We start from the raw sequence: 20,872 nt of genomic DNA on the forward strand, positions 1-20,872 counted from the left end.
TACATCTTGAGATTTCATCAGACGCGACATATCGTGTCTGGTGTAGGGATGTGCAGCCAGAAGGGCGGGGGATCATGCAACAGTGGACGATCGACGCACCGGAACACCTGACGTTCGGCCCAGTGAAGTCGCTCGATGTCCGCATCGTCGCCGGTCGGCTGGACGTGCTCGCCAGCGACGGCCCGTCCACGGTGGAGGTGGCCGAGATCGATTCGGCGTCCCCGCTGGTGGTGACGTACGACGAGGACACCGGAGAGCTCTCGGTCGCCTACAAGGACCTCACCTGGGACGGCCTGCTCGGCTGGCTACGGCGCGACCGGCGCAGGACGGTCCTGACGATCGCCGTGCCCAAGGACTGCACCGTCAACGCCGGGGTGGTCTCCGCACCCGCTGTGGTCGCCGGGTTCGAGAAGACGACACAGGTCAGGGGCGTGTCCGGGGAGATCGTGCTCGACGGCCTCAGCGGCGACGTGCACGCCACGACCGTCTCGGGCCCCGTGGAGACGCGGGCCCTGGACGGCGACCTCGCGTTCAAGAGCGTCTCGGGCGACCTGACCGTGGCCCACGGCACCCCGCGCAGGCTGAAGGCGAACACCGTGTCCGGCCGGATCACGGCCGACCTCGCGCTGCGGCCGACGGGCTACGTGACACTCCACAGCGTCTCCGGTGACATCCTGGTCAGGCTGCCGGAGAACGTGGAGGCGGACGTGAGCGTGAAGTCCACCTCCGGCAGGCTGGTCAGCACGTTCGACGAACTGTTCAACACGAACGGTCCCGGCACCAAGCAGATGTCGGGCCGGCTGGGCGGCGGCATGGCGTCGCTGTCGGCGATCACGGTCTCCGGCGAGGTCGCGCTGCTCAAGGGGGAGAAGGAATGAGCCCTGTCTTCGGTCACGGCCGGCTCCGGCTGTACCTGCTCAAGCTGCTGGAGGAGAGCCCGCGTCACGGCTACGAGGTCATCAGGCTGCTCCAGGACCGTTTCCTCGGGGTCTACTCGCCCTCCCCCGGCACGATCTACCCGCGCCTGGCCCGCCTGGAGGAAGAGGGCCTGGTGACGCATGAGGTGGTCGAGGGCAAGAAGGTCTTCTCGATCACCGACAAGGGCCGCGAGGAGCTGAACGCCCGGCTCGACGAGCTCGACGACCTCGAGCAGGAGATCTCCGCCTCGGTACGCGACATCGCCCGCGAGGTCAAGGAGGACGTCCGCGACACGGTCAGGTCGTTGCGCGACGAGCTGACGCGGATGGCCAAGGACGTCCGCACGGGGACCGCGGAGGAATCCCGGCGGTTCGGTGACAAGCAGAAAGAGGACTTCAAGCGACTCAAGGAGCAGCAGAAGCGGCAGTGGATGGAGAACGCCTACCACTGGCAGGACGAGGGCGAGCGGCTCAGCAGGGAGTGGCGCAGGATCTGGTCCGAGGTCTGGTCCACGCTCGGAGGCGCGCCCAAGAGCCGCGCCGACCTCGACGCGGAGCTGGGCGAACTGCTGGCCGACTTCATCGGCCAGGCCCGCCAGGAGGCTTCGCACGCCCGGCTGACGCCGGAGATGCTGGTTGAGCTGCGTACGGCGCTCGACGACGCGAGCCGCCGCATCCGCGACATCCTCGAACGCTGACCTGCGCCCAAGCACGCACCTACGGAGCTCGTGGGACGGACGGCCTCGGCCCTAGGCCGAGTGCCGGAGCTGCCGCTCCAGCCGGCGCGAGCTCCGTTCGGCCTTGCGGGCGTGGTAGGCGATCGGCATGTACCGCAGGCGTTCGGGCAGGCGTGGCGTCAGCACGGCCACGGCGTGCCCGAGCTGCCGTAGCCGCCGCTCGTCCCGTGCCGTCCACCGCAGCCCCAGCTTCCGCCGTACGGCGGGCGGCAAGGTGCCCACCGTCACGAAGTGGTTGAACTCCCCCGACCCGACCCCGACCGGCGTCCACAGCCGGCGCAGCGATCTCGGCAGCCCGGGCGGCGCCGGCGTGCCACGCAGGACCGAGAGCACGTCGAGCGCGGTCGGGTGAGGCTCCAGTGTGTCGGCCACCATCGCGTCGAAGTACCGCCAGAACGCCTCCAGGTCGCGGGGCATCTCGCGCTCCGGCACCCGCAGGATCGCACCGAGGTGCCGCGACTCGTCGTAGAGGCGCCGCTGCTGCTCGACGGTGAACGGGGCGCCGAAATAGCGGCGGAGCGTGATGAACCGCTCGAACAGCGACAGGTGCACCCACGCCCAAGCCTCACCGTTCAGCGCGTGATACGGCCTGCCGAGCTCGTCCACACCGCTGATCGGCCTGTGCAGCTCCCTGAGCCGCCGGCCCTCGGCCGGGCCGTCCGCCCCGCCGTACACCCACTTCTGGATGGAGACGAGCGTGCGGGTCAGCCGCCCCCACGGGTCGTCCTTGTACGTGGAGTGCTCCGCGACGGCCGCGCCGACGGCCGGGTGCATCGTCTGGATGACCAGCGCGCTGCCGGCGACGAGCAGATTGCGGTATTCGCCGGCGGTGTCCCAGTGCATCGAACGTGGGCCGAAGGGCTCGACCTCCATGATGACGGCCTCCCGGGTGAGACAACTCTCCCTCATGCTTGTATCACCCAGAAGCCGTCAAAGTAACCCATTACTTACTCATACCGCAAAAACGACTTTCCCGAAGATCTCCCCTGCCGCCATGGCGGCGAACCCGGCTCGCGCGTCCACCAGTGGCAGCACCCGATCGACGACGGGCCGGACGCCGGTCTGCTCCAGGAAGATCGCCAGCCGCTGGAGCTGGTCCCGCGTGCCCATCGTGGAGCCGATGACGGACAGCTGCAGGAAGAAGACCCGGTTCAGGTCGGCGGGCGGGACCGCGCCGCTGGTGGCGCCGGAGACGACGATGCGCCCGCCGGGTCTGAGCGACTTGAGCGAGTGGTCCCAGGTGGCCTGCCCGACGGTCTCCATGACCGCGTCGACCCGTTCCGGCAGCCGCGCCCCCGGCTCGAACACCTGGTCCGCGCCGAGCTGCCGGGCACGTTCGCGCTTCTCCTCGGAACGGCTGGTCGCCCAGACCCGGTAGCCGCCGGCCCGGCCGAGCGCGATCAGCGCGGTGGCGACGCCACCGCCCGCACCCTGCACCAGCACGGTGGAGCCGGGCTGGAGCCCGGCCTTGTCGAACAGCATCCGGTACGCCGTCAGCCAGGCCGTGGGCAGGCAGGCGGCGTCCTCGAAGCTGAGCGCGGACGGCTTCGGCACGAGGTTCGCGCGCGGCACGGCCACCCGTTCGGCGAACGTGCCGTCGTGCACTTCGGACAGCAGCGTGCGCCGGGGATCGAGGGTCTCGTCCGCGCCGGTGCCGATGACGGAGTGCACGATGACCTCGTTGCCGTCCTCGTCCACCCCCGCCGCGTCGCAGCCGAGCACGATCGGCAGCCGGTCCTGCCGGATGCCGACGCCTTTGAGCGTCCAGAGGTCGTGATGGTTGAGCGCGGCCGCGCGCACGGAGACGGTCGTCCATCCGTCCGGGACCTTCGGCTCCGGATGCTCGCCGAGCGTCAGCCCGGCGAGTGGGTTGTCGGGATCGGTCTGTGTGGCGGTAACGGCGAACATGGCCGCACCCTACTTCAGCGCCCTCACCCTCACCCCGGACCGCCTCACCTGAGCGCGACGCGGATCCCCTCGATCGCCTTCTTCCTGTACGACTGCGACCCCGCGACGGCAACCAGCACGTCACCCCGGCACACCGAGTCGGCAGACCGCCCTCTGATGACCGCCGGCGCCTTGCCCCGTTTCCTGCAGTCGGGCGTGGGCACGAGCGCGACCATCTCCCCCGCGCCACCGCCGAACCAGAGCTGCGGCCCCACCGGCTCCCCCTCCGCGATCTCCCCCGGCCTGGCGAGCCGCACGGGCTCCTTGGCCGACAGCACGAGGTAGCCGTCCTTCGTCACCCTCCCCTTGAGCCCTTTCGCGAGCGCCATCCGCTGGTCGAACGTCAGCCCCTGCCCCCGGTCGTACATCGCCAGCCGCCACCGCCCGAACGCGAACAGCAGCACCTGCCCGTAGTGCCCGCTCCCCGCCTGGCGCGGCCAGAGCGTGACGTTGGACGTGTAGTTCCTGATCGGCTCGCCGCCCTTGGTGACCTCGAACTCACCGCTGTACGGGGCGGTGAGCTGCCGGTATGACCCGTCGATCCAGAAGCCCTGGAAGGGCCGTGACCCCATCTCGCCGAGGCCGAGCTCGGCCGGGTAACGCACCTCGGCCCGCACCCCGTGCGGGAACACCACCTCGATGACCTCGTCACCGCCCTTGGCCTTGGCAGGGACGCTCAAAATGTTGGGAGCGCCGCCGATCCTGGTGAGCGACCTGATGGTCTCGGGGGTGGGCGTCGCCCGCGGCCGCGACTCGGGATCCCGGCTGGTGACCAGACCGATGATCGGGATCAGCAAGAGCGCGAGCACCGCGGCCAGGCCGATCCACCGGCGGCGACCTCGCCCGCCTTGCTCGATGACGTCGAACTGGCCAGCCACGACCGTTCCTCGCCGAGTAGTGAGGGCTCGCGCCCCTTCACCTCAGTTCAGTTGAGCGGCGACCTCCAGCGCAAGCCCTGGAACCTGGCGAAGTCCTTGTCGCAGGACACGAATTCGCAACCGTGCTCGATGGCGAGTGCGGCGAGGTAGACATCGGGGACGAGATTGCCGGTGGCGCCCGCCTGTCGGCACAGCCGGGTGAAGATCTCCCAATGCCTCCCCTCCGGGGTGACCACCGACGCCTGCGGCTGGTTGCGGTAGGTCTCGGCGAAGATCAGAGCGCGCTCGAGGTCGTCGGGGTCCTTGTAGACGCGCCGGTTGGTCACCATCCGGATGAAGCCGTTGACGACGAAGTCGCTCACGGCGTAGCTCGAGTCGCCGTTCACCATCTCCTCCATGAACGCATGGCAGCGATCGTGATCGGCGGACTCGTGCCGGAAGGCGTTGACGAGGACGTTGATGTCAGCGAGCAGCATTGCGCAGCTCCGGGAAACGCTCCTCATCGTCGATGTCCCACGCGATCTGCTCCAGCGTCTCACCGGCGTCGAGTCGCTCCTGGACCCACGGCTGGAGCCCGGCCTTGCTGCTGGAAGTGATCAGCTCCACGCGGGGCCGCTCCGCGGCCTCCGTGGACCGGTTGAGCAGCTGCCTCAAGGCGTCCTCCATCACTGAGTTGAGACTGCGTCCGTTACGTGCCGCGTACGCCTTCGCCTCGTTGAGGAGCGTCTCGTCGATGCGCACAGTTGTCCTCCGCATGACTCCAGCGTCCGCCTGTGACATAAAAATGTCAACACCAGATAGTAGTCATGCGGTCACAGATTTGGCATCCACTTTAGGTCACCACGCAGCCACATTGACCTTCCCGTCGCTGACCAGCCGCACCCGCTGCCCCACCAGCTCCCGCGACTCCGCATCCGCCAGCAGCTCGGCCTCCTCCACCACGGCATAAGCCCGCCCGCCAGGCACCTCGGCCACGAGGACCCCTCTTTCGGCGGCCCCGTCCCGCCCGTGCGCGACCGTGTACCCGGCCACCACCCCGTCCCCGTCGAAGGCGCCCACGAGAGGCATCTCCTTGGCCACGAACACCGGCGCCGCGCTCCCCAGCCGACCGCCCGGCTCGCTGGACCACACCGCGTACGTGTGCTTCGTCAGATGCATCCCCACCCCGCTCACCAGCCCGTGCCCCGACTGTGCCCGCAGCAGCCCCGCCATGGTCGCCGTCGAGTGCAGCACGTAGTCGCTGGCCGGCCCGCCCGCGTACGGCAGCCCGCCGGTGACCGTGAGCCCGCGCCGGTCCAGCGGGTCGAGCCCGATCGCGTCGCACGCCTGGCGCAACGCGACCGCGAAGCAGCTGTAGACGTCGAGCGCGTCCATGTCGTCCAGCCCGAGCCCGGCGCGCCGGAAGGCGGCCTCGGCCACCTTCCCGATCGCCTCCGAGGCACCGAGCGCGGGCCGCGCGGCCACCTCCCAGGTGTCCTCCCCGTACGCCCATCCGCGCAGGTAAACGCGCTGCCCGGCAGGCACCCCGAGCCGGTCAGCCAGCTCACTGGCGACCAGGACGACGGCCGCCGCCTGGTCCACCTCCAGCACGGCCACCGTGTTCCTGGTGTAGGGCCAGCCGACGAACCGGTCGCCGTGCGCGATCTCGTCGGGGGTGCGGACTGTCCTGCGCCAGGCGTACGGGTTCGCGGCGGCCACCTCGGTCATCGGCGCCATCATCCGGCCCCTGTCGCGCATCTCCTCCTCGACCGTGAGCCCGGACGCCGCCCGCCGCGCCGTCTCCATGATCGCGTAAGTGTGCACCGGCAGGAACAGCCCGTGGGCCAGCGCGGACGGGTGCGGCGGCCGTTCCCAGCCGTATGGGGGCTTGGGCACGGCGGGATGGCTCCACGGCACGTGCTCGCCCGCATGCCTGTACGCCCTGCGCGTCGCGAGCGCCTCGGCCCCCGTGACCAGCGCGGAGTCGATGTCGCCCGCCGCGATCCTGGCCGCGGCCTCGCCGATGAGCAGGTGCGGAGCCGTACCGCCGACCTTGGAGTACGCCCGGTGACGCGGCGTGGCGCCGAGGCGCTCGGCGAGGCGGCCGACCGGGGAGTCGTACTGCCAGGAGTCGGTGTAGACGATCTGGATCGAGTCGAGCCGCTCGACGGGGAGCCGGGCGTCGGCGGCGGCGGCACGGGCCGTCTCCTCCCACAGATCGAGCGGTTCCGGGCCGGGCTGCTCGCGAACCGTGCGTTGCGCGATGCCGATGAGACAGGGGGTGCGTGGATCCATGAATCCAGTTAACCAGAACGAGATTCGGTCGGCCGTGGAGTGGCATTTGATAATGCGAGTTACCGCTGTTGCTGCAGACAAATAACCACCGCCCCCACCTGCGGAGATGCCAATCAGTAATACATGCGATTTCGCTATCTCTATAACGGAATGGAACCGGGCCATGCTTTTTAGCGTCGTTTCATGGCGACGCGCTTGCGCCATTCATTAACGTTCCGATCGTTTTCCTGGCCCACCGGGGCGCAGCACCCCGCTCTGGGCCGCCGAAAGCTGAAAGGAGCCCCATGTTTTCCCGAGCAAGGCGCATCGCGATCCCGCTCGCCGGCCTGATGGCCGTCGGGCTGGTCAGCGGCACGGCGGCGCGCGCGACCGCATCCCCCTCAGACGTCGTCTCCCAGAACGCCGCCACCCCTGCCGAGCAGGCGATCCAGTTCTGGACGCCTGACCGCGTCAAGCTGGCCACCGACTACGACGACGGCCTCAGCCTGACCTCCAAGGGCGTCAAGGGCACCAACGACGCCCCTGACGGACCTCCCGGATCCGTCCCCCCGATCGGCGAGGAGAAGACCAAGGCCAAGAAGAGCAAGCACGTCAACCTGCCCAACACCGTCGGCCGCGTGTTCTTCACGCTGCCCAAGGCCGACCCGCGCGACCCGAGGAGCTGGCGTTACTGCTCGGCGAGCTCGGTGCAGGGCAAGTACCGCAACCTCGTGGCGACCTCCGCCCACTGCGTCTACGACACCAGCAAGAACACCTTCTACGACAACTGGATCTTCATTCCGTCGTACTGGGACGGCAACAATGTCTGGGAGGGCAAGGCGCCCTACGGCATTTACGCCGCCAAGACGTTCAACGCGCACGACGACTTCGTGGTGAAGGAGGACTACGACTTCGACTACGCGTTCGTCAACGTCTACAACGGCATCAAGGTCACCTGGGAGAAGGTCAACGGCCGGTGGCAGTGGACCGTCAAGAACGTCGGCCGCCTCGGTGACAACGTAGGCGGACAGGGCTTCACCTGGAACAGGAGCACGAAGCTGAACGTGTTCTCGTTCGGCTACCCGGCGGGCGAGCACCCCGACGGCGACAAGCCGTACACCGGGCGCACGATGAAGTTCTGCTACGGCAAGACCAAGCCGATGCCGGAGGCCAGGAAGTACAACCTGCAGGAGCACATCGGCTTCACGTGCTCCTTCACCGCGGGCGCGAGCGGCGGACCGTTCCTCTACAACTACAAGAGCGCGTCGCGCACCGGCTACCTGGTCGGGGTCAACAGCGTCGCGTGGGACACCGACGGCAACGACCGCTACGACTACATCTCGTCGCCGTACTTCAACACCGACACCTACAAGGTCTACAAGGCAGCGGCCAACCGCTGGACCGGCAACTTCCGTTGATCAGACCTGCACCCTCGGCCCCGGTTCCCCGAGAACCGGGGCCTTCCCCTGAGATGTCAATGAGGCGTACGCCACTGGAACGGCGCGGAATCACCGCAATTCATGGCACGCCCACAACCGCTCTGACCAGCGAAAACGACGGATTTCAATGATCATTTAGCGGCTTGTCTGACGGCGCTCTTATAGCGCACCCCGCATGGTAGATCAGGTAACGAATCTCTATCCTGGCTGCAATACCACCTGTACATCTGGAAAAATCCACCCTTACGACCCCAAAGAAAGGCATTTCATGATCCCCCGGGCCAGGCACGTGGTGGCGGCTGCGCTCAGCAGCGCGCTGCTGATGCTGCCTGCCTTCACAGGGGTCGCGAGTGCCGAGCGCGACAGCCAGGTGTTCGCCGTCACTCTGGCGAAGACCTCGGCGGACGTGAAGCGGGTCGCCGACTACTGGACGCCCGAACAGCTCAAGAAGGCCGACAGCTACAGCCCGGCCACGCCGGGCGCCGCGGCCACCCCGGCGCCCTCATCCTCCCCGACCTCCTCCGCCCCCGCCACGCAGGCCACGTCCCCGGTTACGCGGGCGATCGCCGCGCAGCCCGTGGCGCCGGCGCTGCCGCGCAAGCGCTCGGCCGCGACGACCATGGGCAAGGTCTTCTTCCGGTTCGGGGACAAGGAGTACTGGTGCTCCGCCAGCGCGATCGCCGCCAAGAACCACAGTGTCGTCGCGACGGCCGGGCACTGCGCGTACGACCCGCGCCAGGCCAAGGCGGCGGAGTTCTGGATCTTCGTCCCCAATCCCGGGCCCAACGGCGAGACGCCTGACGGCATCTACGTGGGCTCTTCGATCAGCATGCACGAGGACTGGTCCGGCAAGGGCGACTACGACTTCGACTACGCGTTCGTGACCGTCCACCGCGGCTTCAAGTGGGTGGCCAAGGACGGCGGCGGCTACGTCATGCAGGACGTCGGCCGGCTCCAGGACAACGTGGGCGGCCAGGGCATCGAGCTCAACAAGAAGCCGGGCACGTACTCGGCGGTGGCCTTCGGCTACCCGGCGGGCGCGCAGCCCGACGGCAGCACGCCGTTCAACGGCAAGAAGCTGGAGATGTGCGGCGCGGGATCGACCAGGTGGACCTCGGCCGTCAGCATCGACCTGCAGAAGGGCGTGCAGTTGCTGTCGTGCGACTTCAGCCCCGGCGCGAGCGGCGGGCCCTGGCTGATCGGCTACAACGGCGATCGCGGGCTCGGCAGCCTGAACGGCGTCAACAGCCTGACCTGGAACAGAGACGCCAAGGGCTGGTACGACGCGGTGTCGGCCCCGTACTTCGACACCACCACCGGCGAGGTCTACCGACGCGCCGCGGCCCTGACCACACCGTCAAAAGTGACCTAAATCACAGCAACCGTTCAATCACTGCTCGTGATCAGCACATCCTTTGTCTCGGTACGGTCACGACACCCGGTGGAACGGTGAGATGATCTACCCAAAATTCACACTGGCTTGGTCAAACCTGTAAATTCCGGGCTGTCCTTTTGCTGAGTTGTGGGGGTGCACCAGGCGCCTCTTATCAGCGCAACCTGGAGTTACCTTGAAGCGAATCCTTCTGCCCGCCGGTGGGGCCATTCTGGCGACCGGCCTGCTCGCCGTGGGTCTGACCGGCAATGCGCAGGCTGACGGGGACGTCTCCCGCGACCCTCTGGCCAACAGCACGTCCGTGGCAGTCTCCGTCGCCTCCTTCTGGTTCGGCGCGAACGGAGCCGCGCTCCGCGCGGCGACCCAGTACACGTGGGACGCGAAAGAGGTCCGCAAGGTCGTCTCCAAGGGCGGCTACACCCCCGACGGCCGTCCTGGCACCACGGCGCCGACCGGCCAGTCGAAGTCGACCGGCTCCGGCCAGAACGTGAACTTCCCCAAGACCATCGGCAAGGTCTTCTTCGTCGACAGCTCGGGCAAGTACCGCTGGTGCTCGGCCACCTCGATCCAGTCGAACTACCGCAACCTGGTCGCCACCGCCGGCCACTGCGTGTACGACACGGACAGCAACAGCGCGCTCCTCGACAAGTGGATCTTCGTGCCCGGCTACTACGAGGGCAAGAACCCCTGGGGCATCTACGTGGGCAAGCAGGCCTTCACCCACTACGACTTCGACACGTACGAGGACTACGACAAGGACTACGCCTTCGTCACGGTCTACAACGGCATCCAGCTCGAGCGCGTCAAGGACGTGGACCGCAGGACCTACGACCGCTTCACCGGCCCGAAGCGCTCGTGGGGCGGCCGTTACCACCTCCTGCTGGTCAAGGACGCGGGTCGCCTCGGCGACAACGTCGGCGGCCAGGGCGTCGCCTGGAACCAGCCCACCGGCAAGCCCGTCCGCGCCTTCGGCTACCCGGCCGCCCCGCACCCGGACGGCAACAAGGTCTACAGCGGCGTCACGCCGAAGACCTGCTACGGCAAGACCACCTCCAAGGCGGTCGGCGCTCCCTGGCTCAAGATCGAGGAGCACATCGGCCTCAAGTGCGCCGTGACCCCCGGCTACGACGGCGGTCCCTGGCTCACCAACTACAGCAACGCCAAGCGCCTGGGCTACGTGAACGGTGTCACCAGCACCTTCGCGGACCAGGACGGCAACGACCGCATCGACTACATCACGTCGCCGTACTTCGACGGTGAGACGGCTGCGGTGTACAACGCGGCCAAGAACTCGTGGTCCGGCAAGCTGGTCGACACGAACGGCGAGCTGTACAAGTAAGCCCTTCCAGGGGAGCGGCGAGGGTCTCGGCAGTGGACGAGACCCTCGCCACAGCCGTTTCCAGGGAAGAAACCACTTCGGGGGCGCTTCACGCTGTGAAGTTCCAGCCGGCGTCCCCTAAGAGGGCGAGCGCGCCAAGCTACGCCTTCGCGCTGCGGCCGCGACAGGAAAAGCGCACTCCACGGGAGGCGGAAGCGCCGAAACGAGGACTCAGCAGCTCGTACGGCGGCCGCCAGGAGAACGCAGTACCCGCGTTGCCCGCAACGGACATCCCGCCCCTGTCGGCCATGAAGGCGTAGCGGAAGTCGGCATGCACATGCGACGGCTCACCTTCCACCGAGCTCGCGGGAACCCTGTGGACGTTGACATCCACCGGAACGTCATCGTCCGGCACCGCAGGGATGGTGTCATACCAGGCAACACCGATCACCGCCTCAAGCCCACGCAGCGCGGCGCCGTACATGGTGGGATCCTCCGGCTCGATATGCCCACCAGGCAAGCGCCACCGCCCGTGCTCCCGGTGCCAGATCATCAGGACGTCGCCGACGGCATCCACGACGACCGCGCTACAGGTGACGTGCAGAGGAAACGTCCTCCGTGAAGCCACATCGCCACTCATCCCAAGAGCCGCGATCAGAGGAGCCGTGGCGAGCCCTCGATGGGGAGCGGCGGCGAGATACCGCGCCAGCACGGCGCCGATCTCCTCAGGCGAAACGGTCACGATCACATGGAAGGGCCTCCGACAGCTCTCCCGCAATCGACTGCCTGACATTGAATGGATTCTTCCTCTTGCCGAGGACATGACTGTCAGCCAGCAAATGCGCCCATATGGGCCTTGCTGTCGTCACCCGGCCGTGGCTGGATCGACAACCCCTCACGAAGATCTTCTTTGAATTCGCTGACACAACGTGTTTGCCTTGTCACGATGAGCTTATGCATCGAGGCGATCTGACGAACGCCGAGTGGGAGCGACTCGCATCCCTGCTCCCCCGAGGCGACAAGCGCGATGATCGGTGGGAAGAACACCGCATGATGATCAACGGCGCGCTCTACCAGGCCCGCACCGGCTTGCGCTGGCGTCATCTCCCCGAGCGCTTCGGCTGCTGGGTGACCGTCTACCGGCACCAGCGTCACTGGACGGCCGATGGCACCTGGCGGCGACTGCTGGCCGCGGTTGAGACCGCCCAGAAGAACGTCCCTCGAGCGCGCCAGGACGAGGCTCCAGAGACAACACAGCACCCGCGGCCAAAGCGGACCACCAGTGATCCGGTGCTGATCAGCCTGCGCGCCCACCTGACCGCGATAGTCAGGCAGAGAGACCTCTAGATCCGCTCCAGAAGCAGTCATAGTTCACTGAGGCGCCTCATGCGCCCGGCCACATAGGACTGGCCGCGGGTCGCTCCCCCGAGGACCCGCCTGCCAACCGACGGCCGTCCTCGCCGACCCCTCCCTCCCGGCGAGGACGGCACCAATTCAGCGGGGCGCCTCCATGCGCGCGACCCCACTTCTGCGCTCCGGACGGCGTCCAGAGAAGGGCTTCAGACCCAATCTGAAGATCACCTGTGAGGATCCGGGCGACTTAGACGGATGAGGTTCCAATCCGGTTCCTGTGATCTAAGTCACGTTTACCCGACTACGGTCCGTGATGGAGCGCTAACGGCACTCCAGTACCATCAGCCACAACCCCTCCATACCCAGCGAAAACGTAACTATCCAATCACCGCGCGCGAAGATCTCTGACTGATAACAGCACGGTAACAGCGGTAAGGCCGACTACCGAATCACCCAAACCGGGTTCCACCTGCAGAGATCACCACGCTATGTTCCTTGCTATCCCTTTACTGACGCATGGGACGCAAGTTGCGACCCACGACAGAGCAAGGAGCAGTTCCCTTGAAGCGCATCCTCATTCCCGCCGGTGGCGCCCTCGTGGCTACCGGCCTTCTGGCTGCCGGCCTGGCCGGCACCGCCCAGGCCAACAGCGACGTTGCCAGCGACCCGATGGCGACGAGTGCGGCGAACGCCAAGGCCATTGCCCAGTTCTGGGCGGACAACAACGGCGCTGCCCTCCGGGCCGCCAAGGAGTCCAACGTCTGGGACAAGGGCGACATCGCCAAGCTGCAGAGCAAGGGCGGCTACAGCGCTGACACGAAGCCGGGCTCGACGGCTCCGATCGGCCAGGAGAAGAAGACCACCGCCAAGGTGCAGAACGTCAACTTCCCGAAGACCATCGGCAAGGTGTTCTTCGTGAACAGCAAGGGCGAGAAGAAGTGGTGCTCCGCCACTTCGATTCAGTCCCAGTACCGCAACCTGGTCGCCACGGCCGGTCACTGCGTGTACGACACGGCGACCAACTCGGACCTCATGTCCAAGTGGGTCTTCGTCCCCGGTTACTACCAGGGCAAGGCTCCGTTCGGCGTCTACGTGGGCAAGCAGGCCTTCACCCACTACGACTTCGACGTGTACGAGGACTGGGACAGGGACTACGCGTTCGTCACCGTGTACAACGGTGTCAAGCTCGGCAGCGGCAGCCCCAAGCAGGTCTCCAAGTCCGACTGGGACAAGTACGAGGGCATCAAGGACGCCAAGGACGTCCAGATCACCCGCGACGAGTTCCTGAAGGGCCAGCTCGACCCCACCAAGACCGAGGCGTACTGGGTCAAGGAGGGCACGGCGCCCGAGGCGACCGGTCCCGACTACCCGGGTGCCGCGGTCGGCAAGGTCGAGGTGCTCGAGGGCACCTACAACGACGCCAAGATCGGCAAGGGCAACGGATACAAGTTCGGTGAGCCTGTCACCGAGATCGTTACCGACGCCGAGGCGGCTGCCTACAAGGAGAAGCAGGGCGACAAGCCGACCGAGAAGTACCCGGCCAAGGTCGTCAAGGACGAGCGCGGCAACTGGACGATCACGCACTACTACGTCCAGCAGTGGTACAAGCCGGGCACCGAGGCCAAGTACTACAAGACCGTCTTCTACATCATCGAGGGCTACGCCGCCGACGCTGGCCGCCTCGGTGACGTCGTCGGCGGTCAGGGCTTCGCCTGGAACCAGCCCACGGGCAAGGCTGTCCGCGTGTTCGGCTACCCGGCGGCTCCTCACCCCGACGGCAACAAGAACTACACCGGCGTGACTCCGAAGTGGTGCTACGGCAAGACTTCGAAGAAGCTGGTCGGTTCGGCCGCCAAGAAGATCGAGGAGCACGTGGCCCTCAAATGCGCCTTCACCGAGGGCGCCGACGGTGGCCCGTGGCTGTACAACTACAGCAACTCCAAGCGTCTCGGTTACGTGAACGGTGTCACCAGCACCTTCAACGACCAGGACGGCAACGGCCGCGTGGACTACATCTCGTCGCCGTACTTCGACGGCGAGACCAACACCGTCTACCGGTCGGCTGCGGCTTCGTGGTCCGGCAAGATTGTCTGAAGTAACGGATAGCGACCGGTCATAGACCGTTCGTATAACCGCTACAACCAAAGGGCCCGGCATCCTGCCGGGCCCTTTGGCGTTCCCGTCGAAAGTGATGGCGCGTTGGACGCATGACACGCTCAGACGGTGCCATCAATCCAATGTGATCTGCATCACATAGCAGATCCGGGCGGAACCGGACCGACGCCTCAGCCCTGCGGAGAACCCTGACAACGCGCTTATGTTGATCAGGGCAAACGGCGACAAGGCGAGTGTCTTTCGCCTCACGGGCATCAGCCGCTTAAACATCACAGAACGGTCACGCCCGGCTTGTCGCATCTTTTCCTTCCAAAGCGGCTACCGGCTAGCAAGATCGACACTGTATGTTCTGGCTATCCCTTTACTGACGCATGGGACGCAAGAGGCGTTCCACGACAGCGCAAGGAGTTACCTTGAAGCGCATCCTCCTCCCCGCCGGTGGCGCCATTCTGGCCACCGGTCTGCTGGCTGCTGGTCTGGCCAGCACGGCCCAGGCCGACGACACTCTCTCCACCGACGCGCTGGCCACCCAGGCGCAGGCGGCGGAGACCCTGAACTTCTGGACCGGCTCGAACAACGCGGCCCTCAAGCAGGCCACGGCGTTCAACCCGGACGCTCTCGAGGTTCAGAAGATCTCCTCCGGTGGCGGTTATAGCGCGGACACCAAGCCGGGCTCGACCGCTCCCATTGGGGAAGAGAAGAAGGTCGCCGCCAAGGTCCAGAACGTCAACTTCCCGAAGACCACGGGTAAGGTGTTCTTCCAGGGCCGCGACGGCAAGCTGTACTGGTGCTCCGGCACCTCGATCCAGTCGCAGTACCGCAACCTGGTCGCCACGGCCGGTCACTGCGTCTACGACATCGCCGGCAACGACGAGGTCGTGTCCAAGTGGGTCTTCGTCCCCGGCTACTACCAGGGCAAGGCTCCGTTCGGCGTCTACGTGGGTAAGCAGGCCTTCACCCACTACGACTTCGACGTGTACGAGGACTTCGACAAGGACTACGCCTTCGTCACCGTCTACGACGGCATCGGCGGCGTGCTCAACGCTCCCAAGAAGGTCACCAAGGCCGAGTGGGACGCCTACAAGGGCGAGAAGGGCACCAAGAAGGTCGAGGTCAGCAAGTCGGAGTACGACGAGGGCAAGCTTGACCCGAAGCGTACCGAGTACTACTCGATCGAGCCGAAGAGCGACGCCGCGGCCACGGGGCCTGACTTCCCCGGTGCCGAGGTGGCCAAGGACGAGGTGACCTCCACCGAGTACGACGGCGCGGGCACGGGCAAGGCCAACGGCGCGAAGTTCGGTGCGCCCGAGGTCCAGAACGTGACCCAGGCCGAGGCCGAGGCCTACGCCACGAAGCAGGGTTGGAAGACCGGCGAGGCCTTCCCGAAGGTTGGCACCAAGGACGCCCCCGGCACGGTGGCCAAGGACACGGCCGGCAACTACACCATCACGCACTACTACGTGCAGCGTTGGTTCAAGCCGGGCAAGGCTGAGGCCTACATCCGGACCGACTACTACATCGTGGTGCACGAGGTCAAGAGCATCGGTCGCCTCGGCGACGTTGTTGGTGGCCAGGGCTTCGCGTGGAACCAGCCGGCCGGTAAGGTCGTTCGCGCCTTCGGTTACCCCTACGGCCCGCACCTGGACGGCAGCAAGCCGTACACCGGTGTGACGCCGAAGTGGTGCTACGGCAAGACCGCCAAGAAGGCCCTCCTCATCCCGTCCAAGCGGGTCGAGGAGCAGCTGTCGCTGAAGTGCGCCGTGACCGCCGGCTACGACGGTGGCCCCTGGCTCGCCAACTACAGCAACGCCAAGCGCCTCGGCTACGTCAACGGTGTGACCAGCCTCATCGCGGACGTCGACGGCAACAAGCGCTACGACACGATCACCTCGCCTTACTTCGACGGTGAGACCAACGTCATCTACCAGGCTGCTGCCAAGTCCTGGAGTGGCAAGCTCATCCCGTAGTTCGCTGCGGATCGGAACGAAGACTTGTTCGTCGTTCAGTAGCAAAACCGAAGGGCCCGGCATCCTGCCGGGCCCTTCGGCCTTTTTGCTGAGAAATCTGGTGCCTGACTTACCAGAGTGACTAAAGGGTCGATAGTGTCTTTACACCCGTTTTGACAACCGTGGAGCCTCCCCTTGAAGCGCCTGCTCATCCCCCTGGCAACCGCATGCCTGAGCGCTGCCGCCCTCGCCGTCCCCGCCAGTGCCGCCCCCAGCTGGGCCAGTGACAACCTCCAGCCCAAGCCTGCCGACGCGTACGGCGCCGCCTACTTCTGGCTCGATTCCAACGGAGCCGCGCTGCGCAAGGCCACCGAGTACCGCCTTGACACCAAGAGCGTGTCCAAGATCGTGTCGTCCGGCAGCAACGGCGCCCCTGACGGCAAGCCCGGCATGACCGGCCCCACCGGCACGACGAAGCCCACCACCACCAAGAACGTCAACTTCCCGAAGACCATCGGCAAGGTGTTCTTCCTCGACAAGGCAGGCCAGTACCGCTGGTGCTCGGCGACGTCGATCCAGTCCAGGAACCGCAACCTGGTCGCCACCGCCGGCCACTGCGTCTTCGCGAACGGCAAGGACGACGTCTACGACAAGTGGATTTTCGTGCCGGGTTACTACCAGGGCAAGGCGCCCTTCGGCGTTTACACGGGCGCGTACGCCTTCACGGCTTACGACCTTGACACCTACGACGACTATGACGGCGACTTCGCGTTCGTGGCGGTGCACAACGGCTTCGCGCTGGCGGGCGAGAAGGACGTTTCGCGCAGCCAGTTCAAGGCGTGGGGCGGTGACAAGTGGGTCAAGCCGCGTGAGATCAGCGCCACGGACTTCCTCAAGTGCCAGCTGACCCTCGGCGACTGCTGGTCGGAGGGTGAGGACAAGCCGGCCGACCTCGTAGGCCCTGACTACGCCGGCGCCGTCCTGGAGAAGGTGGAGGTCACCCCGGCCGCGTACAAGGATGCGAAGACCGGCAGGGGTCAGGGCTTCAAGTTCGGCGAGCCGGTTGTGGAGCAGGTCGACAAGGCCACCTGGGACGCGTACAAGGGGCCTGGCGACAAGGGCACTAAGCCGGACGAGTTCGGCAACTACACCATCACCCACTACTTCACCCAGAAGTGGGTGAAGCCCGGCACTTCCCGCAAGTTCTACGAGGCCCACTACATGATCGGCATCGCCAAGGACATGGGCCGGCTCGGTGACGTGGTCGGTGGGCAGGGTGTGGCCTGGAACCAGCCGCTGGGCCAGCAGGTGACGGCGTTCGGCTACCCCGCCGCCCCGCACCCCGACGGCGACCGGCCGTTCTCCGGCGTGACGCCGAAGGTCTGCTCCGGCAAGACCGCCACCAAGAGCTACCAGATCAACACGTTCAGGGTCGAGACGCACCAGCTGCTCAAGTGCTCCATGACCCCCGGCGCCGACGGCGGCCCGTGGCTCATCAAGTACGACAACGCCAAGCGCACCGGCTACGTCAACGGCGTGACCAGCCTGTTCCACGACAACGACGGCAACGGCCGGATCGACTACATCAGCTCGGCCATCTTCGACGGTGAGGTGGCCGACGTGTACGCGAAGGCCCAGTTCGCCGAGACCAAGAAGATCGTCGGCCCCAACGGCGAGCTCCTGCAGTAGAAAAACCGGCCCGGGGCGCTCAAGGGCTCAAAGGCGAGCGCCCCGGGCCGCTTGACGTCCCGAAGTGGTCACACCGCCGTGAGCTCGCGCGACTTCTCCCGCAGCGTCAGCACAGCCCGCTCGTTCTTGTACGGCTCCAGCCGCCGCCGCAGATCGGCCGCGTAAGACCGGGTCCGGGCCGACTGCAGCTCCCCGGCCAGCGCGAAAGCGGTGGCGGCGGCGGAGCACGCCTCCTCCAGCTCCCCGCTCTGCAACAGCCCCGCGGCCAGCAGCGACAGGTTGAACATCCGCCCCCGGACATACCGGGAGTCCATGTCGAGCGACCGCCGAGCGTGCCGCACGGCCCGCTCCCCCTGCCCGAGGTCGCGGAAGCAGTGGGCGAACTTGGCGGACAGATAGGCCTCGTCGAAGTAGCTCAGCCAGGCGGGCTCGTCGGCGGCCTTGCGCGCGTCGAAGGCGCTCTCCGCCTCGTGCAGGGATGCGCCGCAGGAGCGGGCGTCGCCCAGGCCCGCGTGGGCGTGGGCCTCGAGGACGTGGGCGGAGGCCAGCAGCGTGTGGACGCCGGCGCGGCGGGCGGACATCTGGGCGGCCCTGGCGAGGTCGAGGGCGTGGGCCGGCTGGCCCATGTAGATGGCCTGGTGTGCCATGCCGGCCAGGATCTCGCCGCCCAGGGTGTGGTCGTCGGCGCCCCTGGCCAGGCGGAGCGCCTGGATGAGGTAGCGCTGGGCGAGGCCGTGCTGCTCCATGTCGTAGGCCATCCAGCCGGCCAGGCGGGTCAGCTCGGCGGCCGCGGCGGCCAGCTGCCTTCCGGTGGCCTCGCCGTACAGGCCGTCCTTGAGCAGCGGCGAGACGGCGGTGTCGAGGTATTTGACCACGGAAGAGCGGACGCGGCCGCTGCCGAAGCGGTTGTCCAGCTCACCGAACGATCGGGTGACCTCCTGGATGGCGGCGATGTCGGCGCGGCCCACCCGCCGCGCGCCCGTGCCGCTCGGGTGTCCCTGGGATGGGGACGTCAGCCAGCGGACGGCTCCTACCGAGCCTGCCCCTATTGCGAAAGTCGAGTCGATGAGGAATCTCCGTCTTTCTACGTCGGCCCGCCAGAGCGCCGTCACGGTCGCCACCCCCTCCTGCCACGTGTGCGTGAACTCCTGCCCGAGATCGAGGGGCGTGAGGATGGCGGGCATGCCCAGGTCTTCCGAGGTAACCGGTCGGCCCAGCCGCATCGCGAATATCTCCGTGAGCAGGCTCGGCACGGGATCACGTGGCCTCTGGCCGCCGATCCAGCGCAGCACGGAGCTGTGGTCGTATTTGAGACCCGGAGTGCCACGCGCAGCTCCCCAATCGTTGAGGCACCTGGCCAGTCCCTTGTGGGAGAACCCTGCCTCCGAGATGAGCTGCCGCAGCAGTCGGTTTGGCTCGCGTTCCATCGCTCTCCTCGTCGCAGGAGTGGGCGCCCACATCCTTACAGAGAGCTATTGTTATATCACCTTGAGTAAAGGTTTAAGGGCGTTTCTCAAGGGACAGCAAAACGGGGGCCCCTACTAAATCAGAGAGGCCCCCGTAATGGGCTGGTCAGAGGCGGGCGACGCCGTCGGCCCGGGCCTGGGCCGAGACGGCGGCCGTCACGGCGGGCGCCACGCGCTCGTCGAACGGGCTCGGGATGACATACGTCGGCGAGAGGTCGTCGCCGACCACGCCCGCCAGCGCGTCGGCCGCGGCCACCTTCATGTTCTCGGTGATGGAGGAGGCACGCACGTCCAGGGCGCCCCTGAACACCCCGGGGAACGCGAGCACGTTGTTGATCTGGTTGGGGAAGTCGGAGCGCCCGGTGGCCACGACCTTGACGTGCCTGGCGGCCACCTCGGGGTGGACCTCGGGCGTGGGGTTGGACAGGGCGAAGACGATGGCGTCGGGGGCCATGGAGGCGATGGCCTGCTCGGAGACGGTGGACCCGGACAGCCCGAGGAACACGTCGGCGCCGGCCAGCGCGTCCTCCGTCGAGCCGGTGTGACGCGCGCGGTTGGTGTCGCGGGCGAGGGCCTCCTTGACGGGGTTGAGCCCCTCCCTGCCCTCGTAGATCATGCCCTTGGAGTCGGAGACCGCGATGTCGCCGATGCCCGCCTCCAGGAGGATGCGGGTGACCGCGACGCCGGACGCGCCCGCTCCGGCCACGACGGCGCGCAGGTCGCCCAGCGAGCGCCCGGTCAGGCGGGCGGCGTTCTGGAGCGCGGCCAGCGCCACGATGGCGGTGCCGTGCTGGTCGTCGTGGAAGACGGGGATGTCGAGCCGCGCACGCAGCCGGTCCTCGACCTCGAAGCAGCGGGGGGCGCTGATGTCCTCCAGGTTGATGCCGCCGAACGACGGCGCGAGGCGCGCGACGGTCTCGACGAGCTCGTCGACGTCGGTGCAGTCGAGGCAGATGGGGACGGCGTCGACGTTCGCGAACTGCTTGAACAGCAGCGCCTTGCCCTCCATGACCGGCATGGCGGCGGAGGGGCCGATGTCGCCCAGGCCGAGCACGGCGGTGCCGTCGGAGACGACGGCGACCACGTTGGAGACCCAGGTGTAGTCGTTGACCAGCGAGGGCGTCTCGGCGATGGCGGTGCAGACGCGGGCCACGCCGGGCGTGTAGGCGAGCGAGAGGTCGTCCGCGTCGCGGACGGGAACGGTCGAGCGGACCTCCAGCTTGCCGCCGCGGTGCAGCGCGAAAGCCGGATCGAGATCGAGTTTCTCAACGGAAGCAGAAGCGGGCGTGACAGCCACAGCGACCCCTGTAGTCATCGGGAGCGGAAGAAACCTTCGGCGAACGAGCGCGAGCGGGCTGGCTTCGGTAGCTGCCAGGATCCCCTCGTCGGTCGTCTCAGAGGGGTACGGGGGTCACCCGTCT

The 20,872-nt window shown here is 67.0% G+C and carries 18 protein-coding genes; 9 read left to right on the plus strand and 9 right to left on the minus strand.

Annotated features, from left to right (window positions below; genetic code table 11):
* The first annotated feature begins 74 nt into the window (after window positions 1-74).
* Window positions 75-878 (plus strand): DUF4097 family beta strand repeat-containing protein, encoded by an 804-nt coding sequence (locus ABD830_RS25565; protein ID WP_344992100.1) that lies wholly within the window; start codon window positions 75-77, stop codon window positions 876-878.
* Window positions 875-1,615 carry a PadR family transcriptional regulator gene (locus ABD830_RS25570; protein ID WP_344992103.1) on the plus strand — a complete coding sequence of 247 codons (741 nt, stop codon included), beginning with the start codon at window positions 875-877 and terminating at the stop codon, window positions 1,613-1,615. Before ABD830_RS25565 ends, ABD830_RS25570 begins: the two co-directional genes overlap by 4 nt.
* Before the next feature lie 51 nt (window positions 1,616-1,666).
* Here the strand turns inward: ABD830_RS25570 and ABD830_RS25575 are convergent, their stop codons facing one another.
* The 6 genes from ABD830_RS25575 to ABD830_RS25600 form a co-directional block, all read right to left on the minus strand.
* The gene (locus ABD830_RS25575) at window positions 1,667-2,527 is read right to left on the minus strand and encodes an oxygenase MpaB family protein (RefSeq protein WP_344992106.1); all 861 of its coding nucleotides are present in this window, start codon (window positions 2,525-2,527) and stop codon (window positions 1,667-1,669) included.
* A 78-nt stretch (window positions 2,528-2,605) separates the two neighbouring features.
* Window positions 2,606-3,562, minus strand: coding sequence for a zinc-binding dehydrogenase (locus tag ABD830_RS25580; protein ID WP_344992109.1), 957 nt, complete (start codon window positions 3,560-3,562; stop codon window positions 2,606-2,608).
* Window positions 3,563-3,606: 44 nt separating this feature from the next.
* Window positions 3,607-4,479: a hypothetical protein gene (locus tag ABD830_RS25585; RefSeq protein ID WP_344992111.1), complete on the minus strand. Its 873-nt coding sequence runs from the start codon at window positions 4,477-4,479 to the stop codon at window positions 3,607-3,609.
* Between the two features lie 47 nt (window positions 4,480-4,526).
* Window positions 4,527-4,955, minus strand: coding sequence for a type II toxin-antitoxin system VapC family toxin (locus tag ABD830_RS25590; RefSeq protein ID WP_344992113.1), 429 nt, complete (start codon window positions 4,953-4,955; stop codon window positions 4,527-4,529).
* The gene (locus ABD830_RS25595) at window positions 4,942-5,235 is read right to left on the minus strand and encodes a DUF6364 family protein (RefSeq protein WP_344992115.1); all 294 of its coding nucleotides are present in this window, start codon (window positions 5,233-5,235) and stop codon (window positions 4,942-4,944) included. Before ABD830_RS25595 ends, ABD830_RS25590 begins: the two co-directional genes overlap by 14 nt.
* 81 nt (window positions 5,236-5,316) lie before the next feature.
* Window positions 5,317-6,753, minus strand: coding sequence for an acetyl-CoA synthetase (locus tag ABD830_RS25600; protein WP_344992118.1), 1,437 nt, complete (start codon window positions 6,751-6,753; stop codon window positions 5,317-5,319).
* A gap of 284 nt (window positions 6,754-7,037) precedes the next feature.
* Between ABD830_RS25600 and ABD830_RS25605 the strand changes: the two genes are divergently transcribed.
* The 3 genes from ABD830_RS25605 to ABD830_RS25615 all read left to right on the plus strand — a co-directional run bounded on the left by ABD830_RS25605 (window position 7,038) and on the right by ABD830_RS25615 (window position 10,903).
* Entirely contained in the window at window positions 7,038-8,150 is a 1,113-nt protein-coding gene (locus tag ABD830_RS25605) for a trypsin-like serine peptidase (RefSeq protein ID WP_344992121.1), read from the plus strand.
* A 289-nt stretch (window positions 8,151-8,439) separates the two neighbouring features.
* Window positions 8,440-9,543, plus strand: a complete 1,104-nt coding sequence (locus ABD830_RS25610; RefSeq protein ID WP_344992124.1) for a trypsin-like serine peptidase — start codon at window positions 8,440-8,442, stop codon at window positions 9,541-9,543.
* A 196-nt stretch (window positions 9,544-9,739) separates the two neighbouring features.
* Window positions 9,740-10,903: a trypsin-like serine peptidase gene (locus tag ABD830_RS25615; RefSeq protein ID WP_344992127.1), complete on the plus strand. Its 1,164-nt coding sequence runs from the start codon at window positions 9,740-9,742 to the stop codon at window positions 10,901-10,903.
* Between the two features lie 139 nt (window positions 10,904-11,042).
* Here the strand turns inward: ABD830_RS25615 and ABD830_RS25620 are convergent, their stop codons facing one another.
* A complete protein-coding gene (locus ABD830_RS25620) occupies window positions 11,043-11,630 on the minus strand; it encodes an NUDIX domain-containing protein (RefSeq protein WP_344992130.1) in 588 nt (195 codons plus the stop codon).
* Window positions 11,631-11,836: 206 nt separating this feature from the next.
* Between ABD830_RS25620 and ABD830_RS25625 the strand changes: the two genes are divergently transcribed.
* From ABD830_RS25625 to ABD830_RS25640, 4 genes are all read left to right on the plus strand, one after another.
* Window positions 11,837-12,229, plus strand: a complete 393-nt coding sequence (locus ABD830_RS25625; RefSeq protein ID WP_344992133.1) for a transposase — start codon at window positions 11,837-11,839, stop codon at window positions 12,227-12,229.
* 567 nt (window positions 12,230-12,796) lie between these two features.
* Window positions 12,797-14,329 carry a trypsin-like serine peptidase gene (locus tag ABD830_RS25630; protein WP_344992136.1) on the plus strand — a complete coding sequence of 511 codons (1,533 nt, stop codon included), beginning with the start codon at window positions 12,797-12,799 and terminating at the stop codon, window positions 14,327-14,329.
* A gap of 434 nt (window positions 14,330-14,763) precedes the next feature.
* Entirely contained in the window at window positions 14,764-16,317 is a 1,554-nt protein-coding gene (locus ABD830_RS25635; protein ID WP_344992139.1) for a trypsin-like serine peptidase, read from the plus strand.
* 174 nt (window positions 16,318-16,491) lie between these two features.
* Complete coding sequence (locus ABD830_RS25640) at window positions 16,492-17,985, plus strand: trypsin-like serine peptidase (protein ID WP_344992142.1); 1,494 nt, start codon at window positions 16,492-16,494, stop codon at window positions 17,983-17,985.
* A gap of 68 nt (window positions 17,986-18,053) precedes the next feature.
* Here the strand turns inward: ABD830_RS25640 and ABD830_RS25645 are convergent, their stop codons facing one another.
* Both ABD830_RS25645 and ABD830_RS25650 read right to left on the minus strand, forming a co-directional pair.
* Window positions 18,054-19,412: an NsdA family TPR-like regulatory protein gene (locus ABD830_RS25645; protein ID WP_344992145.1), complete on the minus strand. Its 1,359-nt coding sequence runs from the start codon at window positions 19,410-19,412 to the stop codon at window positions 18,054-18,056.
* Window positions 19,413-19,557: 145 nt separating this feature from the next.
* On the minus strand, window positions 19,558-20,766 hold the full coding sequence (locus ABD830_RS25650) for an NAD(P)-dependent malic enzyme (protein ID WP_378520851.1): 1,209 nt from the start codon (window positions 20,764-20,766) through the stop codon (window positions 19,558-19,560).
* Window positions 20,767-20,872 lie beyond the last annotated feature (106 nt).

The organism is Nonomuraea helvata, from assembly GCF_039535785.1.
In the GTDB taxonomy this organism is placed as follows: domain Bacteria; phylum Actinomycetota; class Actinomycetes; order Streptosporangiales; family Streptosporangiaceae; genus Nonomuraea; species Nonomuraea helvata.